A 15,283-nucleotide genomic window follows, 5' to 3' on the forward strand; every position below is an offset into this window, starting at 1 on the left:
ACCGCCTGAACAGGAGAAACCGCATGATTCTCATAGCCACGCTGCTGGCGGTAGCCGCCTGCTTTATTCTGGTGCTGGGTACCGGAAACCTGCTGTCCGCGCGCAGACACGAGGCAAAAGCGCGTGTGAGCCGCCGTCTGACGGCGCTGGCAGTCCGGCACGAAACAGCCCCCCCCGCAGACATAGAACGCCGCAGAGCCATGTCGGGCATGCAGTGGCTGGACAAAGTTCTGTCAGGACGTTCTGTCATGCGCAGGCTCGATCTTATTCTCGAACAGGGCAAGACCGACATAAACGTGGGGGTCATCATTCTGGCAGCCGTCACTCTGGCCGCTGCGGGCTTCGCCTTCATACGTCTGCTCACTGACAATTTCTGGCTTTGTGCCGTCACCCCGTTTGCCGCCGGTTATCTGCCCTTTGCGTGGATTCTTTCCCGCCGCACACGACGCATGAACAGATTTCACAGACAGCTGCCCGATGCGCTGGACCTTATTGCCCGCGCATTGAAAGCCGGCCATGCCTTTCCGCAGGGCATGCGCATGGTGGCCGATGAATTCGCCGATCCGGTAGGACCGGAATTTCAGATCACGCTTGATGAAATCAACTTCGGAGTGTCTCCGGATGCCGCGCTGCACGCCATGACCCGGCGCGTGGACTGCGCCGACCTGCGGTTCTTTGTGGTTTCTGTAAACATCCAGCGCGAAACCGGAGGCAATCTGGCGGAAATCGTTTCCGGCATCGCCCTGCTGCTGCGCGAACGCTTCAAACTGCACGGCAGAGTAAAGGTGCTTTCGGCAGAAGGCAGGCTGACCGCATGGATACTGTTTGCCCTGCCTTTCGGCATAGGGTTCATCATCCACCTGCTCAACCCCGATTTCATGAGCGCGCTGTACACCACACCGGAAGGCAACATGCTGTTGAACGGTTCGCTCTTTCTTATGACTGCGGGCGCGCTGGCGCTGAAAAAACTGACCACCATACGGGTATAGGAGGCAGCCATGAACATACAGAACATGCTTCCGCTGCTTGTGGCGGCTCTCGCTTCCGCCTCTGTCATGCTGGCCTTTTTCGGACTGCGCGGGCTGCTGAACGGCAGACAGCGGGCAAAACAGCTGCAGCGCCGCGTCCGGCATCACATCAGTCCGACCCGCATCTCCGGCATGCAGCCTGCGGCGGAAACACAGCAGGGACGGCGGCAGCTGACCGCAAAGCTGAACGACCTCATGAGCACCATAGGTGAACGTCTTGCCCCCAGAAATGAAGAACAGATGGGACAGACCAACCTCGCCCTCGTGCGGGCAGGATACCGCAGCCGCAAAGCCCCGCTGATACTCTGGGGCGCCAAGGCGGGATGCATGCTGCTGGGACTGACATGCGGACTGCTGATACGGCTTGCCGCCGGTGAAACCATTCCCGCCGGCATGCTGGCGCTGCTCTTTATCTGCCCTGCTGTTCTGGGACTGTATCTGCCGGATGCATGGGTATCATCCAAAGTACGCACCCGCCGCCGCCAGATGGAAGACAGTCTGCCCGATGCGCTTGACCTCCTTGTGGTCTGCGTCGAAGCGGGCATGGGGCTTGATCAGGCCATAGGGCGTGTCGCCCGTGAGCTGTCGCTCTCCAGCCCTGTGCTGGGTGAAGAGCTTTCCATGCTGGTCAGTGAGCTGCGGGCCGGAAAAACCAGATCGGAATCACTGAAGAATCTGGCGCACCGCGTAGGTCTGGAAGATGTGAACAGTCTGGTTACCCTGATTATTCAGGCCGATGCATTCGGCACCAGCATCGCACACACGCTGCGCGTCTATTCCGACACCATGCGCACCACGCGCTTTCAAAGAGCCGAGGAAATCGCCGCCAAGATGCCTGTCAAACTGCTTTTCCCTCTCGTATTCTGCATACTTCCGGCTCTTTTTGTCGCCATCATGGGGCCTGCGGGCATCCGTCTGATGCAGGTCTTTTCACAAATGGAATAGGAGAGGACACCATGAACCGCCTTGCATACATATTTTCAATTGCCGCGGCTGCCATACTGCTGGGCGGCTGCGCTCAGGGAAAAGAAAACAACTCCGGCCGTTTTTCGCTCATGCAGCGTTATCACAGCGGACAGCCCCTGCTGGCAGAAGAAACCGGGCAGGACACGCGGAACAACCATGACAACAGCGCTGAAGCACGTGAGCATCTGGCACGCGGACTCCGCTTTCTGCAGCAGGAAAGAGACGAGCTGGCTTTTGAACAGTTCAGTCGCGCCGCGTCGCTTGACCCCGCGCTGACTCAGGCCCGTTATCAGCGCGGTCTGCTGCTGCACAGCCGGGGCATGCAGCAGGAAGCCATGCAGGAAATGGAAGCGGTACTGGCACTGGAGCCTGACCATGCAAAGGCGCATGAAGCCAGCGGAGCCATTTTTTTCACCGCAGGGCTGATGGAAGAAGCACTGGATATGTTCACCAAAGCGGTGAGTCTGGATGCCGGACTGGAAAACAGTCATGCGTTCATAGCCGCCATCAGAAACTACCGGGGAGAACATACACAGGCGCTGCAAGCGCTGCAGGCAGCGCTTGCGCTCTACCCCGCATCCGCCGCGCTGCACAATAACGCTGGCATGACCCTTTCCATGCTGCACCGCGATGCCGAAGCCGTCCCCCACTTCCGTCAGGCCATCAGTCTTGGCGCACCCGCGGCAAAAACATGGAACAACATGGGACTGGCCCTGTGCAGAATGAACCGTCTGGACGAAGCGCTCATAGCATTCCGCAATGCAGGCACCGAGGCTGCCGCATACAATAACCTGGGCTACTATCTTTTTCTGCAGAACCGCCACCGCGAGGCCGTCGTGTATCTGGAAAAAGCCATGGAGCTTGAACCGCGCTACTACGCCCGTGCAGCTGAAAACCTGAAACGCGCCCGACTGGCAGCCCGTTTTGACGCGGCCCCCGCCGCTCCTGCCGCCATACGGCAGATACCGGCGCCCCCCGTCGTACAGCCCGCAGCAACACCGCATAACCGGACACAATCCACCGCGTTGCCCTTGGCTGTGCCGGCGGTTGCGGCAGATACCGCAAACATGCCCCCCGCAGCCGGTGCCGTTTCCGTCGCAGACTCTCCCGCCGCCGTTGTGACAAACGCCGCACCGCAGTCTGAGGACAAGGTATGGGCCGTGCATGAAAGTTCGTGGAAAGACGCTCACAAGGCACAACAACGTGCCGGCGAACTGCGCAGCATGGGTTTCGATGCCAGAGTGGCCACATTTGCCATCAGACAACACGGCACATGGCACAGGGTGGTGCTGGGCAGCCATCAGACCATGGAAGAAGCCGACGCCCGCTGTGCAGCGCTTGTACGGCAGGCGGCATTCGAAAACCTGCGTTCGGTACGTGTTCCTGCAACGCTGATACCTGCCGGCACCCCCGCCGCGCAGCAACTGTAGCCGGTGCCCGCACAGGAGGCCACCATGCCGATATCTTTCACACGCGATGAACGCGGCCTTGCCGCCATCGAGGTAGCCCTGCTTGTACCGGTGCTGGCAGCACTGCTGTACGTGCTCGTCGAAGGCGGCAACACCATACGCACCTATTCCGCACTTACAGAAGCCAGCCGTTCTGCGGCAAGGCATGTGGTGCTGACGGGCGAAACCGACAATCTGGACGCTTTTGTCCGTTCGCTTGTCACCTCGCTTGACCCGCAGGCCCTGAGTACAAATGTCAGCGCCGCGGAACAGGGCGCCATGGTCACCGTACAGGTGCGCTACGGGTACAAGTCTGTTTTTACCAGCAACATTATTACGGGAGAAGCCAATGAACCGCTTTACACACTTACTGCGCAGACCAGCATGCCTCTGCCGTAGACTGGGCGGGCAGCTTGCGGCAGGAGCAGAAGGAGCCTCCGCCGCGCTCATGGCTGTCCTGTTGCCGGTCATACTGGGCATCATGGGGCTGGGGCTGGATTCGGGCATGCTGTATCTTTCGCACAGCCGACTTCAGGCCGCGGTAGATGCCGCCGCTCTGGCCGGCAGTCTTCAGCTGCCCTACGACCCCGCCATGGACAAGGGACTGGTACGTGCGGCTGTGGACGAATACATGCACGCCAATTTTCCTCAGGCCGTGGTGCAGTCCGTGCTGCCCGGGGCGGAGGAACGCAGCGTCACGGTAAACGCCGAGGCAACCGTAGGCACCATATTCATGGGCGCGCTGGGCATCGGCTCTTCCACGGTACGCGCGCAGGCTTCAGCGGGGTACAACAACCTCGAAGTCGTCTTCGTCATCGATAATTCCGGCTCCATGAAGGGTTCGCCCATCAATGAAACCAATGCCGCGGCTACCCGTCTGGTGGATCTCATCATGCCCGAAGGCATGGCCACATCGGTTAAAATCGGCCTTGTCCCCTTCCGCGGCAAAGTGCGCATTCCAGCCGATGTCGACGGGCTGCCCTCCGGCTGCCGCAATGCCGACGGCTCACTGAACGAGGACGGCCTGCTGGATGAATACAAAAAGCCCGAATACCGTTACCCGTACAACGACAGGCTGAGAGTGACTCCGTACTCCTGCTCCAGCATCCCCCTTACCCAGGGTCTGACAGCCGACCGCGCCACCATAACACAGGCCATAGGACGTCAGGATGCACGGGGTGATTCTTCCGGCACCGTCATATCAGAAGGCCTGAAATGGGCACGCCACGTGCTGACCCCCGAGGAGCCTTTCACCGAAGGCTCCTCCGCCAAAGACATGCGCAAGGTGATCATCCTGCTGACAGACGGAGATACCGAAGACGGAAACTGCGGCGGCAACTATTCCGTGTATTACCGGCCCAACAACTACTGGACCAACGCCTACTACGGCATGATGGACATGGACTCGCACTGCGAAGACGGCGGCGTGCTGAACAACGCCATGCTCAGTGAAGCGGCTCTGGCCAAAGATGCCGGCATAGAAATATTCGCCATCCGGTACGGCTCTTCAGACGCTGTGGACCGCAATCTGATGCGGGCTGTCGCATCCAGCAAGGAAGGCACCGATGACCACTATTTCGATGCGCCTTCACCGTACGACATTGACGATGTGTTCAAACTGATCGGCCGTCAGCTCGGCTGGAGACTGCTGCGCTGACGCGCAGCAAGGAGACTGCCCATGCACGCATTCCGACTTGTCACAGGCAGGCTGCGGCACGACACGAGCGGACTCAGCTCGCTGGAGCTGGCCCTTACTCTGCCTGTGCTGCTGATGATGGTTTTCGGGCTCATTGAATTCGGCTATAACCTATTTGCCAGAACCACGGTGGACAAAGCCGCACTTATCGGAGCACGCTACGCCGTGACCGGTCAGGGCTTTGACGACGGCACACGCCATGCACGCATTGTGCAGGAGGCCCGGAGACTGACGGGAGTTCTGGCCGGCAGTTCGCCGCAAAGCGTCACCGTCACCATAGGCAGCATTGCCGCCGGTGCGGGAGATGACGCCCTGATAGAAGGCGATGCAGGCCTGCCCTGCGACAGGGTTCAGGTACGGGTGGAATACCGTTACACTCCGGTAACCCCCGTAGTGGGCAGTCTGCTGGGACCGGAAATAACGGTGCAGGGCATCGAACGCATGATCAACGAACCATGGGTGGCATGCCGGTGAGCGTTCCCGTTCTGGCCTGCATGCCGGTAAACACCTGTATGCGGCCTGAAACGGCCGGAATTATCCGCCGGTTGCGCCCGCGCGCTTGCCCGGTGACAAAGGACGCCACCATGCACCATTCGCTCAGCCTGCTTTTTGTCACCTGTTCGGAAGAACTGGCGGACGGCATAGTGCACAGCGCTTCGGAATGCGGTCTGCACCCCGCCTATTCTCTTGTGGGGTCGGCTCAGGAGCTTTCCCGCGCGCTTGCCGAAGAATCCTGGGACATCATTCTGGCCGAACCCCATGTGGCGGGCATGCCGTGGCAGCAGATACTTGCGGCCGTGCGCCGTGTGCACGAAGGGATTCCTTTTGTCCTTGTCATGCCTGCCCCCGACCCGCAGGCCGCGGCGCAGGCCGTCCACGACGGTGCCGATGAAGTGCTGCTGCCTGCGGACTGGCATACCGGCGCCGCCCTGCAGCGGCTGCGCAGTCAGGCAGTGCTGAGCCGCAGACAAGGTGCCCGCCGCCGTTCACGCGCAGATGATGAAAAAGAATGGCGCGCGCTGGTCGAAAACACCATGGTCGGCATGTTCCGCTGCCGCCCGTGGGGCGAGCTGGTACAGGTGAATCCTGCTTTTGCCGCCATATTCGGCTACCGTTCCCCCCAAGAGCTGCTGAATGCCCATGCCGGAAAAAAGGGGCCCCATGTTCCGGCCGCAGAAATAAAAGAACTGCTGCCGGCACTGAGGAATGAAGGCCTGCTGACAGAATACGAGATGCACGCAGCACGGCCCGACGGTTCCGGCGTATGGCTTTCCGTCAATGCCAGAACCATACGGGGGGCCGCCGGAGAAATTTCGGGCATAGAAGGCACGGTGGAAGACATCGGCAACCGCAAGTCGGTCGAAAACATGATTGTCCGGGCAAAGCAGGAGTGGGAAAAAACATTCGACAGTGTACCCGACATAATCGTCCTGCTGGACAGCGACCTGCACATAAGGCGATGCAACATGGCGCTGGGAACGCTGCTGGGCCGCCATCCGCGCGAACTGGTGGGACAGGACAGCCGCAAAACACTTTTCGACGGCGGCACACACGGCCCTGTGCTTGACTCGCTGCCTGCGCTGAGCCGCGGACAAAGCCATACCGAAGAACTGCACCTGCCCGCGCTGGGCGGACATTTTCTGATAACCTTTTCGCCGCTGTTCACCGGTACCGGATCAGATGCTGAACCGGAAGGCACCGTACTGGTGGCACGCGACATAAGCAGCCGCAAACAGCTGGAAGCACAGTTGCGCCAGGCTCAGAAAATGGAGGCCATAGGCACGCTGGCAGGCGGAATCGCTCACGATTTCAACAACATCCTCGGCGTGATGATGGGCTATACTGAAATGAGCATGGATGAAACCACGGAAGGTTCGGCCATGCAGCGGCGGCTGGACGCCGTACTCTCTGCCGGAAGGCGCGCCCGCGACCTCATCCATCAGATACTTACTTTCAGCAGACACGAAGAGCCTTCGCGTCATCCGCTCAACCTTGTTTCCCCCGTCAAGGAAACGGTCAAACTGCTGCGGGCTTCGCTGCCGGCCAACATTGCCATCGACCTGCGTACAGACACTGTGCCTCCCGTCAATGCAAACCTGAGCCAGATTCAGCAGGTGGTCATGAACCTGTGCGCCAACGCAGCCCACGCCATGCGCGGCCCGGGCGGCAACCTGCTGCTTGCGCTGGACAGCACCCTGCTTACCGCCGAAGAAGCGCGCCCTCTTTCCGTCTCTGCGGGCACGTATGTCCGCCTGCGTGTGTCCGACACGGGGCACGGTATCGACCCGCAGATACTGCACAGCATTTTTGACCCGTTTTTCACCACAAAAAAACCCGACGAAGGAACGGGCATGGGGCTGGCGCTGGTGCACGGCATCATCACCGCGCACGGCGGTACGGTATCTGTCTCGTCCGTACCCGGGCAGGGAACAGACTTCACCATACTGCTGCCTGCCACCGACGGACAGAATGTATCGGAACCGGGCGGGTCACTGCGCCACGCGGGCAGCGGCATTGTGCTGGTGGTGGATGATGAAAAAGCGCTGGCAGGCGTCATGGCCGATATGCTGCAAAGCATGGGATACACCCCGCGCATAGCCGATTCGCCGGCTCAGGCGCTGCACATGGTAAGCCGCGCCCCGCAGGAATTTGCCCTTGTGCTTACAGACCAGACCATGCCGGACATGACCGGAACAGAGCTGGCGGCACGCCTGCATGCGGTGCGCCCCGACCTGCCGGTCATTCTGTGCACGGGCTTCAGCGAGGGGCTTACGCGTGAAGCCGCACGCAAGGCCGGAATCAGCGAACTGCTGCTCAAACCCGTATTACGCGGCGATCTGGCAAAGGCGCTGGCATGTCTTGAATTTGACTGCGGGCTGTGACCGCAAAAAACCCCTGCCGCAAAAACGGCAGGGGTCAGGAACTGCAGCGCAGCAGAACAATCAGCCCAGCTTGATAACACCCAGACCGTTGAGCATGACCAGCAGCACCAGCACGGGGGTCACCCAGCGCACCAGCCGGAACACCACGGACACCACAGAGGTGTTGTGCAGTTCTCCGCTGTTGGAAAGCTCGTCCTGCATATTCTTTCTGCCCCACACCCAGCCGATGAAAACACAGATAAGCAGCCCGCCGGCGGGCAGCAGAATATTGGACGACAGGTAATCGTAAAAATCAAAAAAGTTCATGCCGAACACGGTTACATCGGCCATGGTGCTGAACGACAGCGTGGCAGGTGCGCCCGTAACCGCCAGCAGCAACGCGGTAAGCACCGTAGCCGTCTTGCGCGACCAGCCGAGGGCTTCTGTCAGAAAAGCCACCGGCACTTCCATAAGCGACAACATGGCCCCGATGGTCGCAATGCCCGTAAGCACAAAAAAAGCAACCATGAACAGCTGCCCCGCAGGCATGGCACTGAATACCGCAGGTATGGTCATGAACAGCAGTCCCGGCCCGGCCGCCGGTTCAAAGCCGAAGTTGAACACAGCGGGAAAAATGGCAATGCCCGCCAGCATGGAAACCATGAGGTCTGCCAGCATGACACGCGTTGTGGTGACGGGAATGTTGGCGTCGGCGCGGAAGTAGCTGCCGTAAGTCATCATGGTGCCCATGCCGATGGACAGCTTGAAAAATGCAAGCCCCATGGCCATCAGCACCACATTGCCGGTAATCTTGCTGAAATCGGGATTGAACAGAAAGGCAAGCCCTTCCGCCGCCTTGGGCAGCGTAAGCGAGCGCGCGCAGACAAGCAGCAGCATGACAAAAAGAATGGGCAGCAGTGTTTTGGTCGTTTTTTCTATACCTTTGCTCACCCCGCCGATGATGATGTAGCTGATGAGCACCAGAACCCCCCACTGCCACATCAGCGAAGACCACGGCGCGCTGACCATGGCCCCGAAAACCGCTTCGCCTGTTTTAGGGTCTGTGGCGTTCAGCACACCGGTGACAGACTTGACGATGTAAAAAAACACCCAGCCCACCACATTGGTATAAAAGGAAAGAATGACAAACGCGGCGATGCATCCGGAAAGCCCCACCAGCCACCACGGCGTGCCCGGGGCCAGCTTGCGGAATGTGCCCACGGCGTTGCTGCGCGCCCTGCGGCCCATCATTATCTCCGCAATCATGATAGGAAGCCCCACAACCAGTGTGGCTATGATGTAAAGCAGAAGAAACGAAGCGCCCCCGTTTTCTCCTGTCATATAGGGAAATTTCCAGATGTTCCCCAGCCCGACCGCAGACCCCAGAGTCGCAGCCAGCACCCCCAGCTTTGATGAAAAGCCGTCGCGTTGATTTGTTGCCATATTCCTTCACTCTCCTCGTAAAGATACCCCCGGACATACCGGCGGGTGAATTTTCCTAGTCGCAGACGCTGTACGTTTCAACTAATTTTTCCATAATCTGCCAAAAAACAAAAGCGGCACTCTCATCAAGTGCCGCATAAAACGTTCTTATTTATTCATCATATAGCTTTCTCGCGTCGGCTTTAATCTCTTCGCGCACTGCCAGCCACTGGTTTTCAGCCCATTCGGGGCCGGGCTGTCTGCTGGGCATGACAGTAAGCTGTCCCGAGCTGCCCGCGCACGAAAGTTCCACCTGCACCAGTTCACCGCTGCGCACCGCCCTGGGCGAAAAAGAAGCGACAAAAGAAGCGGCATGAGCCACTTCTTCCGGCGTCCACGGGTCATCGTCTATCTGCCGGCCCACAGCTACCGGACCGGGAAAACCGCAGACCTTGAACACAAGATCGCCCTTTCTGGCCAGTTTGCGCAGGCCCTCGTTATCCGCCTTGTTTCTGCCCACTGTCAGCCAGCGGTTTGCCGCCCAGTACTGCCGCCCCACGTTGGCCAGTTTAAAATCGCGGGCCTGCGGGTCGGGCAGACGGCTGAGCACAGGCCAGTAACGGCGTGCATTTTCCTTTTCCGCCAGCTTGCAGCCCCCGGCCGGAGTCGGTATTTCGGGCAACCGGTAATGTTCCGCCAGCGCCATCTGCTCCTTGCGTCCCCTGCCCGATATGGACAGCAGGCGTGAACGGTCTATCCAGCCCCGTTCTTCCGCCTCGGTGGGGTCGAGACGCAGGGCGCATAAAGGCCGTACAAGAATATCGCGGACTTCCGCATCTCTGCGGATTACATTGAGGGTGTCCCGCCGCTGCGACATGGGCCGCTGGCCCACCACTTCGCCGGATATGATGAATCTGGCACCGTATTCCTGCAGCAGCGCGCGGGTACGGCGCATCATCAGTATCTTGCAGTCCACGCAGGGGTTCAGCACCTTGCCGTAACCATGAGCGGGCCGCCCACGCATCATGGAGACAAAGTCATCACTCACGTCCACCACGGCTATGTCCAGCCCGTACATGGATTCCCAGCGGTTCACCTCTCTGGGTTTGCCGAAAAAAGGCGTTACAAAATGCAGGCATTTGACACGCAGTCCCTGTTCCTGCACAACCTTGACCGCAAGTATGGAGTCGAGCCCGCCCGACAGCAGGGCAAGGGCATCGTACTGTTGCTGTATATCGTCGCTCATCCCCTCCTCATAAAGACAGGGGGCGTTGTTGGCAACTGCTCACTTTTTCGCGCGCGGAATTCTGACCCTGAAGCCGGACCGCCTGCGGACGTTGCCCAGCCGTCCGGCTTCTGGTATTGCCTTTGAGCCAGAAACACTTTTTCCGTTCACGGAGTCCCACTCATGTCGAAAAAAACCAGCCTCACTCCTGAGGAAATGCGCCGCGAGGCGCTGAACACCGCGCTGAGCACCATAGAACGCAAGTATGGCTCCGGCTCGGTAATGAAACTGTCAGACGACGCGCATACCAATGTGGCTGTCATTCCTTCCGGCTCCATAGGGCTTGACCTTGCTCTGGGAGTGGGCGGAATCCCACGCGGACGCGTTACCGAAATATATGGTCCCGAATCATCGGGTAAAACCACCCTTGCCCTGCACATGATCGCCGAATGCCAGAAACAGGGCGGCACGGCCGCGTTCATCGACGCAGAGCACGCGCTGGATATCAATTATGCCCGGCGGCTGGGCGTAAAAACCGACGAGATGCTCATCTCGCAGCCGGACTACGGCGAGCAGGCACTTGATATCGCCGACATGCTTGTGCGCTCCAACGCCGTGGACGTGGTGGTCATCGACTCCGTGGCGGCGCTTATTCCCCAGTCGGAACTTGAAGGCAACATGGGTGAAACGCAGGTGGGCTCGCAGGCGCGGCTTATGTCGCATGCCATGCGCAAACTCACCGGCACCATTCACAAATCACGCACATCTGTCATATTCATCAACCAGATCCGCATGAAAATCGGCACCATGGGGTATGGCAGCCCGGAAACGACCACCGGCGGCAATGCACTCAAATTCTACTGCTCGGTGCGTATAGACGTGCGCAAGATACAGACCCTGAAAGACAAGGAAGAAGTGTACGGCAACCGCGTGCGCGTAAAGATTGTCAAAAACAAGGTTGCACCGCCGTTCCGCGAAGCTCAGTTCGATATTCTGTACGGTCAGGGTGTTTCGCGCACAGGCGAGCTGATCGATCTGGGCGTGGAAACGGGCATTGTGGAAAAAAGCGGCGCGTGGTACGCATTCGGCTCGGAGCGTCTGGGACAGGGCAAAGAAAACGTCCGCCAGATGCTGCAGGAAAACACCACCCTGCGCGAGGCTATCGAACAGAAGCTCCTTGAGCATCTGGGCATGCGTGAGCCCGTGCAGAGCGCGGACGAGGCCGAAAAACAGGACTGATAACAGCATCGCACCACGCCACGGCGCAGGTGCTGTGCTTTTCTGTTTGTGTTGTATAAAGTCTCTGCCGCCCCGAAAGGGGCGGCTTTTTTGAACACACGGACTGTCGCGCACGATACCATACTGGACAGGAGAGGAAACTGTGATCACTGCCAACGAAATCAGGCACCGCTTTCTTGAATTTTTCCGGAAGAACGGCCACGAGGTCGTGGATTCTTCGTCGCTTGTGCCCAACGACGACCCCACACTGCTGTTCACCAATGCGGGCATGGTGCAGTTCAAAAAGATTTTTCTGGGGCAGGAAAAACGCGCATACAGCCGCGCGACCACATCGCAGAAGTGTCTGCGTGTGGGCGGCAAGCACAACGACCTTGAAAACGTGGGCCGCACCGCACGCCACCACACGTTCTTTGAAATGCTGGGCAACTTTTCCTTCGGCGACTACTTCAAGGAAGACGCCATACGCTTTGCATGGTCGTTCATTACCGAAGAACTGAAGCTGCCCAAGGAAAAGCTGTACATCACCATATACCGGGACGACGACGAAGCCGAAAAACTGTGGCAGAGCGTTGCCGGCGTGCCGTCCGAACGCATCTACCGGCTGGGCGAAAAAGACAACTTCTGGTCCATGGGCGACACGGGTCCCTGCGGGCCCTGCTCCGAAATTCATATTGATCAGGGTGCCGACATGGCCTGCGGGCCGGACTGCGGCATAGGCAAATGCGACTGTGACCGTTTTCTTGAAATATGGAACCTGGTGTTCATGCAGTACGATCAGGCCCCTGACGGCACCCGCACACCGCTGCCCAACCCCTGCATCGACACCGGCATGGGACTGGAACGCATAGCGGCTGTCTGCCAGAATGTGCGCTCCAACTTCGACTGCGACCTCTTTCAGGCGTTCATCAATTACACGGCCGAACTGGCAGGTGTATCCTACCGCAAAGATTCGGAAGACACCGACACGGCTCTGCGCGTCATCGCCGACCACAGCCGCGCCATCGCCTTTATGATTGCCGACGGCATTCTGCCGTCCAACGAGGGCCGCGGCTATGTGCTGCGCCGTCTTATCCGGCGTGCCTACCGTTTCGGCAGACTTATCGGGCTGGAAGGTTCGTATCTGTACAAAACGGCGCTCAAGGTTGTGGAGGAAATGGGCGGAGCCTTCCCCGAACTGCTTGAAAACAAAGACTTCATGGCCCGCGTGGTGCGTGAAGAAGAAGAACGCTTCAACAAAACGCTGGATAAAGGCCTGCTGCTGCTTGAGGACGAACTGTCTGCACTGACTGCCCGCAACAGCACCTGCGTTGCCGGCGATGTGGCGTTCAAGCTGTACGACACCTTCGGGTTCCCGCTTGATATCGTCAATGATATCGCTGAAAAACGCGGTTTCTCCGTTGACGAGGACGGCTTTAAGAAACTGATGCAGGAGCAGAAAAGCCGGGCCAAGGCCGCATGGAAAGGCGGCGGCGAGCAGACTCTGGCAGCCCGTTTTCAGGCCCTGCTGGAAGAAGGCATCGCATCGGAATTTGTGGGCTATGACCATCTGTCAGCCGAAAGCCGCATCATCGCGCTGCTCGGCGAAGACATGGAGTCCGTCGAAGCCCTGCCTGCAGGTGCCGCAGGCTATCTGGTATCCACCCGCACGCCCTTCTACGGAGAATCGGGCGGCCAGCTGGGTGATACCGGCGACGCAGTTTCCGAAACCGGATCGGCTGAAGTGACTGACACTCTGAAGCCCTCTGCCAAACTGCTGGTGCACGTGGTCAAAGTATCTCAGGGCGAACTGCTGCGCGATCAGGCCGTTACCCTTACCGTACGCGAAGGGCAGCGCTTTGCCTCTGCGCGCAACCACACCTGCACCCACATCCTGCACGCCGCCCTGCGCAAGGTGCTGGGCGACCACGTCAAACAGGCCGGTTCGCTGGTCGGCCCGGAAAGACTGCGTTTCGACTTTACGCATATCAGTGCCATGACGCCTGAAGAAATTCTTGCCGTGGAAAACGAAGTCAACCGCGTCATTCTGTCCGATATAGCTCTCAACTCCGAACACATGGCCTATGACGACGCCGTACAGAAAGGCGCCATGGCCCTCTTCGGCGAAAAATACGAATCGGAAGTGCGTGTGGTTTCCATTCCCGGTGAATCTGTGGAACTGTGCGGCGGAACGCATCTGCGCGCCACCGGACAGGCAGGGTCTTTCTACATCACCTCCGAATCAGGAGTGGCCGCCGGTGTTCGTCGCATCGAAGCCGTCACCGGATGGGATGCCGTACGGCTGTTCATGCAGCAGCGCGCTGAACTGCACGAAGTGGCAGGTCTGGTGAAAGGAAAGCCCGGCGACATTGCAGGACGTGTAAAAACACTGCAAAAAGAAGTACGTACCCTGAAAAAGGATATGGAAAAGCTGGCTGCGCAGGCTGCTTCGGGCAAGGGCCGCAATCTGATGGACAGCGTGGAGGAAGTGAACGGCGTAAAACTGCTGGCCGCCTCGCTGCCGGGTGCCAACGTGAAAGCCCTGCGCGAAGTCATGGACGATGTCCGTTCAAAACTGACCTCCGGCGTGGCATGTCTTGTGGCCGTGGATGGCGATAAGGTGCACATGCTCATTGCCGTAAGCAAAGACCTGCACGACCGGTTCACCGCACCGGCGCTTATCAAGGATGTGGCAGCCAGAATAGGCGGTTCCGGCGGCGGGCGCCCCGATATGGCTCAGGCCGGCGGCACCGACCCTCAGGGGGTTGAAGACGCATTTGCCTGCCTCAGGCAGATCATGGGAGCCTGATCTCTGCGGCGTGCACTGCTGCCCGCCGGCAACAGAGGATGAATGAAAAGCAAGGCCCGCCGCAAGGCGGGCCTTTTTACTGCGCAGGTCCAGACAGCATCGCAGTCCCCGCATAAGCCGCAAAACAGGCTTTTGTTCCGGCGGATGCAGCGTGGTGTGAAAACCCGTCTCCGGCTCATGCGCCCTCCGGCATTCCGGCACAGCCGCTGATGCCGCGTCCGCATCCTGCGCCGCATGTGCCGCATACGCCGGGAACCGGTGCCGGCACACAAAAAAAGAGCCTCCGCACGGGCAGAGGCTCCTGTAGTCGGTCTGCCGACGGCGGGGCTAGTCTTCTTCCACTTCGTAACCGGCCTTGCGCACCTGCTCTTTTACAAGTGACATGTCCACGCACTCTGCGGGGCCGTAAGTGATTTCACCGGTGGCAAGGTTGATGTGAACATCTTCCACGCCGTCCACAGTTTCAATGGACTTGGTCAGGGTAGCAGCGCAATCGGGTGTCTGCATGCCGCGGACTTTCATTTTTTTCATTGCCAACCTCCGGAATTATTCAAAACCATACCGCGCAAGTATGGCATAGCCTGCAGGTGCCCACAAGAACAAAACAAACAGC

The 15,283-nt window shown here is 59.1% G+C and carries 12 protein-coding genes; 9 read left to right on the top strand and 3 right to left on the bottom strand.

The genetic code is table 11. The features are described 5' to 3' along the window. Window positions 1-23: 23 nt before the first annotated feature. The 7 genes from H586_RS0101830 (at window position 24) to H586_RS17780 (ending at window position 8,020) form a co-directional block, all read left to right on the top strand. Window positions 24-989, top strand: coding sequence for a type II secretion system F family protein (locus tag H586_RS0101830; RefSeq protein WP_027181223.1), 966 nt, complete (start codon window positions 24-26; stop codon window positions 987-989). Window positions 990-998: 9 nt separating this feature from the next. Then, the gene (locus tag H586_RS0101835; RefSeq protein WP_027181224.1) at window positions 999-1,973 is read left to right on the top strand and encodes a type II secretion system F family protein; all 975 of its coding nucleotides are present in this window, start codon (window positions 999-1,001) and stop codon (window positions 1,971-1,973) included. Window positions 1,974-1,984: 11 nt separating this feature from the next. Further along, on the top strand, window positions 1,985-3,424 hold the full coding sequence (locus H586_RS19805; RefSeq protein ID WP_051363811.1) for an SPOR domain-containing protein: 1,440 nt from the start codon (window positions 1,985-1,987) through the stop codon (window positions 3,422-3,424). A 24-nt stretch (window positions 3,425-3,448) separates the two neighbouring features. Then, window positions 3,449-3,841, top strand: coding sequence for a TadE/TadG family type IV pilus assembly protein (locus H586_RS0101845; protein ID WP_011368240.1), 393 nt, complete (start codon window positions 3,449-3,451; stop codon window positions 3,839-3,841). Then, a complete protein-coding gene (locus tag H586_RS0101850) occupies window positions 3,792-5,099 on the top strand; it encodes a vWA domain-containing protein (protein ID WP_420835297.1) in 1,308 nt (435 codons plus the stop codon). The genes H586_RS0101845 and H586_RS0101850 overlap by 50 nt, the downstream gene beginning before the upstream one ends. A 21-nt stretch (window positions 5,100-5,120) precedes the next feature. Next, on the top strand, window positions 5,121-5,612 hold the full coding sequence (locus H586_RS0101855; protein WP_011368242.1) for a TadE/TadG family type IV pilus assembly protein: 492 nt from the start codon (window positions 5,121-5,123) through the stop codon (window positions 5,610-5,612). Between the two features lie 110 nt (window positions 5,613-5,722). Beyond that, a complete protein-coding gene (locus tag H586_RS17780; protein WP_034618453.1) occupies window positions 5,723-8,020 on the top strand; it encodes a hybrid sensor histidine kinase/response regulator in 2,298 nt (765 codons plus the stop codon). 60 nt (window positions 8,021-8,080) lie between these two features. On the opposite strand, the gene H586_RS0101865 is transcribed toward H586_RS17780, so the two are convergent. Further along, a complete protein-coding gene (locus tag H586_RS0101865) occupies window positions 8,081-9,442 on the bottom strand; it encodes a sodium-dependent transporter (protein ID WP_011368244.1) in 1,362 nt (453 codons plus the stop codon). A gap of 151 nt (window positions 9,443-9,593) precedes the next feature. Then, window positions 9,594-10,667, bottom strand: coding sequence for a DUF814 domain-containing protein (locus tag H586_RS0101870; protein ID WP_011368245.1), 1,074 nt, complete (start codon window positions 10,665-10,667; stop codon window positions 9,594-9,596). A gap of 162 nt (window positions 10,668-10,829) precedes the next feature. Between H586_RS0101870 and recA the strand changes: the two genes are divergently transcribed. Further along, window positions 10,830-11,885 carry a recombinase RecA gene (gene recA / locus H586_RS0101875; protein WP_011368246.1) on the top strand — a complete coding sequence of 352 codons (1,056 nt, stop codon included), beginning with the start codon at window positions 10,830-10,832 and terminating at the stop codon, window positions 11,883-11,885. 142 nt (window positions 11,886-12,027) lie between these two features. Next, window positions 12,028-14,670: an alanine--tRNA ligase gene (alaS, locus tag H586_RS0101880; protein ID WP_011368247.1), complete on the top strand. Its 2,643-nt coding sequence runs from the start codon at window positions 12,028-12,030 to the stop codon at window positions 14,668-14,670. Window positions 14,671-14,997: 327 nt separating this feature from the next. On the opposite strand, the gene H586_RS0101890 is transcribed toward alaS, so the two are convergent. Continuing rightward, a complete protein-coding gene (locus H586_RS0101890) occupies window positions 14,998-15,201 on the bottom strand; it encodes a heavy-metal-associated domain-containing protein (protein ID WP_011368248.1) in 204 nt (67 codons plus the stop codon). Window positions 15,202-15,283 lie beyond the last annotated feature (82 nt).

Source organism: Oleidesulfovibrio alaskensis DSM 16109, from assembly GCF_000482745.1.
GTDB classification, from domain to species: Bacteria; Desulfobacterota; Desulfovibrionia; order Desulfovibrionales; family Desulfovibrionaceae; genus Oleidesulfovibrio; species Oleidesulfovibrio alaskensis.